Origin of the sequence: Chryseobacterium potabilaquae, assembly GCF_902728265.1 — a bacterium.
GTDB classification, from domain to species: Bacteria; Bacteroidota; Bacteroidia; order Flavobacteriales; family Weeksellaceae; genus Chryseobacterium; species Chryseobacterium potabilaquae.
Genome location: NZ_CACVBR010000023.1, coordinates 56,426 through 65,015, shown reverse-complemented (window position 1 = coordinate 65,015; position 8,590 = coordinate 56,426). Strand labels below are relative to the sequence as shown.

General features: G+C 33.3%; 4 protein-coding genes. All 4 read right to left on the bottom strand.

The annotated features are described in order from the left end of the window. Nucleotides 1–631 precede the first annotated feature (631 nt). A complete protein-coding gene (locus CHRY9293_RS12320) occupies nucleotides 632–1,549 on the bottom strand; it encodes an IS982 family transposase (RefSeq protein WP_162033256.1) in 918 nt (305 codons plus the stop codon). A 262-nt stretch (nucleotides 1,550–1,811) separates the two neighbouring features. Further along, nucleotides 1,812–2,123, bottom strand: coding sequence for a hypothetical protein (locus tag CHRY9293_RS12315; RefSeq protein ID WP_162033249.1), 312 nt, complete (start codon nucleotides 2,121–2,123; stop codon nucleotides 1,812–1,814). Next, complete coding sequence (locus CHRY9293_RS12310) at nucleotides 2,116–5,538, bottom strand: DUF6443 domain-containing protein (protein ID WP_162033248.1); 3,423 nt, start codon at nucleotides 5,536–5,538, stop codon at nucleotides 2,116–2,118. Before CHRY9293_RS12310 ends, CHRY9293_RS12315 begins: the two co-directional genes overlap by 8 nt. A gap of 2 nt (nucleotides 5,539–5,540) precedes the next feature. After that, nucleotides 5,541–8,585 (bottom strand): RHS repeat domain-containing protein, encoded by a 3,045-nt coding sequence (locus CHRY9293_RS12305; RefSeq protein WP_162033247.1) that lies wholly within the window; start codon nucleotides 8,583–8,585, stop codon nucleotides 5,541–5,543. Nucleotides 8,586–8,590 lie beyond the last annotated feature (5 nt).

Sequence of the window (8,590 nt, the reverse complement as noted above, 5' to 3'; positions counted from 1 at the left end):
AAAATGGACCATGCCTATTCGAAATTGGGGTATTGTTCTCAACCAATTTATGCTTATTTTTGAAAAAAGGCTCAGATTATAAATCCAAGCCTAACTTTTTAACTTACACACTTTACGAGATAGTGTCAACAATTATAAAACAAACTAAATCACTTTAAGTACGGTATTGACTCATTCAACGAACTATGAAAATATTCCTAATTTTAATCTTTCCCAATTTTTCAAACTCTTCCTTTGTAATAAAATCAGAAGCTTGTAAATCCAGTTGATCTATAGGTCTATCAAATAAAATTGATTCTTCTTAACATGGAACTTCTAGCGTTAAATTAACTTTACAAATGGAGTAGATTTCAACTTGTCTTATTGCCTCATCTTTTTGGAAATGTAAATAGAACCATATATTTTTCTCATTTCAATATTTTTTCACAAATAATTCTTGCATATATTAATTTAAAATAAAAACTAATTCATTAATTACTCATCCATTTTTGTGGCAATTAAGTTCCCTATAATCTAATGCCCAAGCTTTTCCTCTCTCCACAAAACTCCTAATATCCCACTTTTTGTATGTGTGAGAAAAATGGTAATATTTTATTTTACAAGAAAAATTACTAATTAACCTGAGTTCGGGTTAAGCAAAGTTTAAAAATAATTGGCCGTCCTTTACCTTTTTCAGGTTTAGTGACGGTTTTTTAGGAAAGAAACAGTATGCAGTGAGGCTTCCCAAAATGTTCATCATAAAATTATTTACACTTCGATGTCTGGTATGTTCCACCTGGCAATGATTTTTAAGTTCATCATTTATGGTCTCAATGAGGGCTCTTTTTCTAAGCAAAATCTTGTCTTCCATATTCATAATATGATTTTTCATATTCTTTCGAAGTTTGGTAAAAAGTTGGATACCATCTGCAAAAAGCATTTCCCAAAGAGCTTTTGAAAGGTATCCTTTGTCTGCGAAGAGTTTTCCAAATAATTGCTTGGTCATTTTTTTGATATGCTTTGGATTTCGGTCATCCATATTCCCTTTTGTTAAATAAAAAGATAAAAGCTCACCCTTTTCATTACAAGCCAAATGCAATTTAAATCCATAAAACCAGCCCATTGAAGACTTTCCACGTTCAGCCAATCCTTTAAAAACTTTATGGTTATGAATTCTCTGATTTCTGCAAACTTTCAGAGTTGTGCTGTCCATAAAGCTTATTCCAGTGCATTTTCCCAAACCTTTTTCTTTTAAAAATAAGGCGAAAACCACAAAGCATTTTTGCTGAAGTTCTATAAATCTATTGTAAGAAAGGCTTTTAGGAAACAAATCTCTCCAATAAACACAAACTACCTGCTGATAATAATGCTTAAAAGTTTTATGAGCTCCCAAATGAAATCCAATCATGATGGTGATCATTTCAGAATCTGACATCAGAGATGCTCTGCTTCTTCTTTTCTTGTGCCCACCAAGTACTCCCAGCTTCATTTGTTTAATTTGAGCATCAAACTCTTTACAAAAATCATCAATTTGTACAAAAATAGTTGTAATTTGATCTTTCAAAATCATAAGTAATAATTCGTTTAAATATTTGAATTTCATAAACTTAAATATACGAATTATTACTTTTTTTTGCAAATTTTATTCCGCTTCTTATCCCGAACTCAGGTTAATTATTAATAGCTCACTTTGATAAAGATTAAGATTATCTATAATCCAATATGATTATATAAGTTGGATCAGGCAAGGGAGGCCACAAAGTTAATCATGGTCAGAAGAAAAATCTTCCGACCATGACTACTTTGCGATGGGTTTTTATTTAATAGTATTTTTATTTCTGATTTTTGATCCTATTCATAAAAGGAAAAGTTTCGTTGTATTCTATCAAAACAGTATCACCGACTTTATAGCTTTCATCGTAACTTGGATTAGAATAATTTTCGCCATTTACTGAAAATTTATAATAATAATTAAATGTACCCGTTATAAAACCTCTCCTTAATACATCTTTTTCGTTTACAACCAATCCGTATGTCGTTTGTGTTGAGACAACAGATAATAAAGGTCTAAATATTAATACATTTCTATTAAGAAAAATAATTATTAGGAAAATCAAAACTAAAAGGATTCTTTTTTTATTCATTTGTCTTATCTTTTAATTTATCTACACTATTTTTAGTAGTTGCATTAACAGAATTTTCAACAGTTTTGTTAGTAGAGTTTTTAATCCCGTTACTCAATTGCTTTGAAATCCCTTTTACATCAACTTTTTTTGAGACACTACTTGATGTCCTAGAACTTAGTCCAGTCGTTTTTTGAACAAAATTTTTGGCTTTAGTATTACTATTTACATTCACTTTATTAGCTACTTTATCTAATTTTGTTGTCTTTGCTAAACCTCCTGCTTTTTTAGCAATACCTCCAACAGCAGCATCCGTTAGTGTATTTTTAGCGATATTCCTAACATTAGTTTCAGCTTTACCGGTTAATTTTCCTCCAGAATATTTCACGTCTACTGTATTATTCACTACCATTACTGTCGTCTTTATGGCTGCTTTTCTAATTGCACTTCCGCCTTGTGTTAAAGCACCTTCCGCTGCTGATAAAGCTATTGATGAAACAGAAATATTATCAGTCCACTTATTTTTAACTGTCGGATCAAGATAGTTAGCTGCGACTTGCATACCATAATCCGTTAGCCCTCCTACAAATGCACCAACAAGACAAGTTGGACATCGTCCATCTGGGTCATCAAATTTTATAGGGTTGTTATATCCATAAGAATATGGGCTTAGGTTATCTGGATTAAAAATCCCTCCACCATTTCCTAAAGTAGTTTCAATTGCACTAGCTACTTCCTTATCATCGTCATCATCAATATTATTAGGGTCAAAAGTAAAATCTAAATCTTTAATTAATGGATCCGATTGTATCCATCGACACAAGTCAGGCATATATTGACGCCATCCGTAGTCATACATTCCAGTCTCCTGCAACTCCTTCCCGTTGTATTTATATTGATAATTAGAATTTCCACTTAGTATATTGTAACCCTGATGTTTCAATCCAAACGGATAATAATTGTTTTCTTCAAGAACTTCTACTCCTGATACATTATTAAAATAGCTTAAACGTACATTTCCTAAATGGTCTGTATAGTTGTAAATATACTTATTTTTTACAAAATCAAAGTATCCCTCGGCTGTAGGAACAAACTTTAATGAGGAAGATGAAGCCAATATATTGGAAGTACCACTATTATCATATTGAAATCCATCTAGATATTGGGTTTCTTTTGTAGTCCCTCCAAGAATATAATTTTTCGCAATCTTTACTCCATCTGCACGATATACATAACGGGTAATAGCCGCATTTGAATTCCCAGAATTAGCTTTAATCTCTGATGGAAGATTCAAAAAATTATAGCTGATACCATTGATTCCTTTATCAGGATGACTGGTCATATTACCATTATTATCATAACCTATAACATTTCCTCCTCCAGGATAACCATCCGTGTTTTGACTTGTATCCGTTACTTTAGTAAGTCTATTTCCTAAATAGATATAACTAAGATTATCAATCTGCATTGCCTGCCCATTCGTGTTCTTAGCATTTCGATATAAACGGGTAATATTCCCATTCAGATCATATTCCATAGACTCTCCAAAATGATCTGCCTGAGGAATAGTACCCAAAGGTTCAGCATAATGACCATACAAAAGTCTGTTCAATCCATCATAATGATAGGCATATCGTTTTAGAATTCCATCATTAGAAGTCTTCCAATCAATTTCTGCAATATTTCCATTGTATTTTGCAGGAGCAAGAGTAGTAAGTACAGGGTTGTTATATTTCATCTCATATCCAAACAACTTTCCATTCAAATTGGAAGGATCATTGATCTTAGTCATCCATCCTCTGATATTGTATTTGTAATCTATGGTTTGAATCGGGCTGGTTGGACTTACTCCTCCTACTTTCTTAGTTTGTAATTGAGAAAGTTCATTATAGGTATTCTGAGCTAAGATTTCCTCAGGATTACCATCTACTTTATGGGTATGTTTTAATAACCTATTTTGAGAATCATAAGTAAATACCTCAGTAATGACTTTTTCAGTATCGGTATTCAATCTCTTATGTTTGGTAATTGTATTTTGAACCACTCCTGTAAAATCCAATTTGGATTCTGTTCTCGTGTACCCTCCCAAATAATTGATGGAATGATTTCCTATCACTCTTCCTTTAGTATCGTAATAAGAGTAGTTCTTTGTCCAGTTGTCATCTTCAATATTCTTTACCAGGCTCATTACAGCAAAGCTCTTGGTACTCTTTCCTCCACTTGTGGATGGATTATCTGTTAGGACAACTTCTCCCTGAATACTGGTAGGAAAAGTTGGGTTAAAACTATAGAGAGGATAAGTATCATAATAGTTCACTGATAATACGGTTTCAAGATAGGGAAAGTGATTATTTGTATATTGAATCGACATTCCATTCTTGGTAAATCCTGGAGGATTTCGGTTTTCAACAATCAGATTGTTAGCAATCATATTCTGCATATCTGCTCGAGAAGTTCCTCCTACGATTCCAGTGATAATCACTCTTCCAAATAAATCATATTTACTGAAAAGCCATTTATTTTGGGCTCTCATGAGTTCATCCTGAGTAAAGACAAGGCGGTCTGCTTTATCATACACCATATGTTCCCAACCTTTACCGGGAAGTTTCTTCTCAACCAATCGATTTCTTCCATCGTAACGGTATTCATAAGCCAAAGCTTGTTGATCAGCCAAGTCCCAGGTCTTCTTTTTGGAAAGAAGTGGTGGAATTACCCAGGCTAATTGATTGTATTCATTATAAACATAATAGGTATCTGCATTTTCAGTAGTACTTAATATTTTTCTTACCAAAAGCAATTGTCCTATACCATTTTTAAATTCGATGGTTTTATTCCCATCTTCATCGGTAACCGTATTCTTATAAAGTTGGTTAGCTCCATAAGTTCCTTTATATTCAATGGAGGATTTTGTAGCGTTATTCTCCCAAATGGTCGTGGTGGTATATTTAATAACTTCATCTGCTATATTAGCACTATAATCAAACTTTACAGGCTTATTGGTCCAATCGTTTCCTACCTGAATTTGTTGTTGTAATCTATCTAATGGAGATTTTTCCAATACTTTTTCTGAATAAATCTTTTCAGCTCCATAAATAGAAGAGGCATTTCCCAAAGGATTGGAAACTATCGCTCCGTTTCCGGTTGATGACTGAGGGACTGGCAAATAGTCTTTGGATTGCATTCCAAATGCATCATATTCAATATGGGTGACTACATCTTTACCTGATGGAGAAGCTTTAACATTAACTACCTGTTTTGGTCTTCCTAATCCATCAAAATACTGAACCGTTTCTGAGGTTTTAGGATTGGGTTGTGTAGGATCTGAAAGATACGTTTTTGAAGATACATAGTTTTCAGTAGGACTTAACTGAGCATGGAAGAATCCTGCCACCAAAAAAGTACTGACCGATATAATTGTTTTTAATTTTCTGTTCATTATTAGTTCTTGTAATTGTATTTATATTCTTTCAACACTTTGCCATTCACATCAACTACTTTTTCAAGTCTATTAGCAGAATCATAGATATAGTTTTCTCTGACTCCTGATGTTGGGGTAATACTTGTCACTCCGATTTGAGGATTGTAAGTATAGGTTGTAATCTGTGTAGCCATCAAAGCCGGTAAGTTTCTAAAGGCATCCAATGCAGTAATTAGAGCATTTTTCGAAGTTTCTGTACCCTGTACAGCATCGGTATCTGAAGCAGAAACAATTCCGGCAATTAATCCCGATACCTGATTGTACATGGCTCCTTCTATCTTAGCAATAGGTTGAGTTTGATCATATCCCCACATAAGAGATACAGGAATTCCATCTTTTGTGGTATACTGTTGAAGATTTCCTTTTGAATCATATAAATCATAGGTTACTTCGGTTGAAGATCCATTCAAAAGATCATAAGTCAGTGTGGCACTTGGATAAATATTTGCAGCATGATCATATTTTGTTTCTGATTTTGATATGGCCTTAGTCGTTCCGTTTATTGTTTGTGTAATAGCTGTCTCCAAGGGAGTATCTACTATATTGGCATTGATCAGCTTTTGGTTTGCTTTTTCATGAGCGTACTTATAGGTTGTTTCTGTTATCCTCCCGTCAGCCTGGATGTTTTTAAGTTTTGATACATTCAGTCCATTAGCCGATTGATAGGAATAATCTGTTGTAGATGAGATCAGATTATTATTGAGTATCTCACTTGTCACCGTTTTAGAAGGAGAAAATGAACCTCCGTATAGCTTAAAGAAATATCTCGAAAACACCCTGTCTGTCACATAGGTTACAAAATTATTCGGAATAGCTTCAGAAATATCAACAAAGTCAGTGGTGGACGACTTAATCTTCACAAAATTCTGATCATACATTTCCTGCTTATACAACTTTCCTCTTTTGTAGTTGTTGGAACGATAAGGCAAGTTGATATTTCCCATATTAGGTGGAGAATAAGAGATGGGACTTGTCACTCCTGTATTATTATACACTTCTTTAAAATTCGGATCATCAGGATACATTTTGTAATCTGTAAAATAGGATTTGGTATATCCCTTATTATTTTCTATTTCCGTGACTTCTGAATACAGAACGGGAGAGGAATTCATGGATGTTTCAATTATATTACTAGAATACACCTGAAGACTTTCTTTGGTTTTAGGTCCTGCCTGTGTTTTCAGATAATCCAGATTTCTATAATAACTTGATAATATCCCACTTGATTTTGTATTTGCTGCATTGGGAGCATAGTTGCTGATATATTTATACTCCTTTAATCCTACTTGTGTTCCATCATTGGAATAATTGATAATCTTTTGGATACGCCCTCCTCCTACAGAACCTATGGATGGTACCAATACATTTTTAAATTGTGAGGCAGAGTTTCTGTCAATCTTTTCACTATACTGATGCGGCTCATAGATAAACTCACTTTTTCCCTTCGTAGGATATGTAATAGTTTTCATCAAACCTACTGAGCATAAAGCAGGATTTGAATCTCTGGTATTATCGGTAATCGTATAGTCCCCTGTATTTTTATCCAAGGTGAAATTGGGAACAAGCTTTGACATAGGCTTATTATTCCAATAGCCCCAATAATCGATAAGTCCCGTACTATCATCCGGAAGCTCCTCTTTATTATAATAATCGAAATTGTACTGCTGAAAATATTCCAATGATAATTTCTCTTTTCTGAACATTTTCACAGTCTCTAAAAAGAAATAATCTTGATTTCTGTAATAATTAAGATTCACAGTCTTAATAAGACGCCCTCCGGTAATATTATAAAAATTAATATTTTTAAGTTTTAATGAAGGAATAGCTGATATTAAATACTTTTCATATCTCTCATAATCAAAGGAAACAATTGTTTTTCCATTAAAGAGAACTGTATTGGGAAAGCTTTTTTTAGTAGCGGAATAAGACCGTTGATGATTCTCCACTGAATTGTTTGAATTTCCCCAACGTACAGTCCCATCAAACAATAAATTTCCTGCACTATAACTTTCATTCGTTACACTAAATTCTTGCTTGAAAATAATATTACGATCAAACATAAGCTGAAACGGTTCCTGTAATGTAAGAATGTCATCATTATTGACACAAAAATTTCTATCCCCAGAATTAGCATTTACCGTACGGTATTTTATTTCTAATATATCAGAATTAGGATATTCTATTTTATAAAGATTCCATGCTGTAATGGTAAATCTGTTTTCAGCCTCTGCCGGATTCAGGTTATAGGATATTTCCAGGTTTTCGTAATTCCCTCCGAAATAATATTGAATCCCTTTTTCATCCGTTATTTTTATGGTAGTTGTTTGGGTAAGGCATTTAGCTCCATTTTGTAAGGTAGGATGGAGTGGTTGCTTACTGGAGAGTCCTGAAATATCAATTTTCAGATTTTTATTATCAGAGATAATAATGGGTTTCATATCATTTCCGATAAAGAAATATCCACTATTTCCCATGAAATTGAAACTAAATTTATCAGGTTCCAATTCAAAACTATGGTTTCCACACTTGATTCCTTTACCTCCGTATCCTGCAGGAAGAGAGGGATAATTTGAGTTGTAGATGTCAATATTGTTTTTATTGCATGTTTTGACTCCTTCCAAATATCCGTACAATCGATCGGAAAACTTAGGGAAATCAGAAAAAAGGTCATCAGCAACACCTCTTACCTCCCTGCTTATCGTTCCTCCTATATCCAGTGACCAATCCAGCCCTACATAATTGGATTTTTTCGCAGGAACAAATCCTGTCCCATAATAATTCAGACTTATATCATACCCATTTCCATTATAAAGATCATCGTAACTAAATAAATTAATATTATAAGAGGTACTTCCTGAATTGAGGCTGACAGGAATATTCCCAAATTTTTCAATATTGTAGGTTTGAGGAGATTTAATGGTAGGTATTATTTGTGCATAATAAGATGATATGGATAAAGTAGTAATAGCTATTATTCCTCTGCATTTATTCTTGAATATGTTCATACTTA

Coding starts and splice junctions, on each gene's coding strand:
- CHRY9293_RS12320 (WP_162033256.1), bottom strand. CDS start 1,549: ATGATTTTGAAAGATCAAATTACAACTATTTTTGTACAAATTGATGAT.
- CHRY9293_RS12315 (WP_162033249.1), bottom strand. CDS start 2,123: ATGAATAAAAAAAGAATCCTTTTAGTTTTGATTTTCCTAATAATTATT.
- CHRY9293_RS12310 (WP_162033248.1), bottom strand. CDS start 5,538: ATGAACAGAAAATTAAAAACAATTATATCGGTCAGTACTTTTTTGGTG.
- CHRY9293_RS12305 (WP_162033247.1), bottom strand. CDS start 8,585: ATGAACATATTCAAGAATAAATGCAGAGGAATAATAGCTATTACTACT.